The organism is Novosphingobium umbonatum, assembly GCF_004005905.1.
Lineage (GTDB): Bacteria > Pseudomonadota > Alphaproteobacteria > Sphingomonadales > Sphingomonadaceae > Novosphingobium > Novosphingobium umbonatum.
This window is the reverse complement of sequence record NZ_SACO01000058.1, coordinates 1-416: the sequence shown is the minus strand read 5'-3', so window position 1 is coordinate 416 and position 416 is coordinate 1. Positions and strand designations below refer to the sequence as shown.

Genomic DNA, 416 nt, shown 5'->3' with positions numbered 1-416 from the left:
GTCGATCGTCAGGCGATGTTTATCGCATTCGGTCGCCGCCACGAGGAGGATTGTCTTGCCGACGAAGCCAAGGCGATCTCGGCTGCGGCCGAGCGTCAGCGCCAATTCAAGCTGGAAGCCGAGCGGCCTTGTCAGAGCAAAATTGCAGATGGGGCAGGGGGCCTGTAAATTGGTTGGATGCAGCCAGCCCCGAACCCATTTCGCTATTTCAACTCGTCACCTGAGGTGATCCGCCTTGTGGTCATGATGTATGTTCGTTTCCCTCTTTCGCTGCGCAATGTTGAAGATTTGCTTTTCGAGCGTGGCATCGATATCTGCCACGAAACGGTGCGGTTCTGGTGGAACCGTTTCGGGCCGATGTTTGCCTCCGAAATCCGGCGGCAGCGCGTGTCACGGATGCGCGGGTTCCGGCACTG

General features: G+C 57.9%; 1 pseudogene. It reads left to right on the top strand.

Going from position 1 to position 416, the window contains the following annotated elements:
- Positions 1-177: 177 nt before the first annotated feature.
- Positions 178-416: pseudogene (locus tag EOE18_RS18730) on the top strand (IS6 family transposase); the annotation flags it as partial.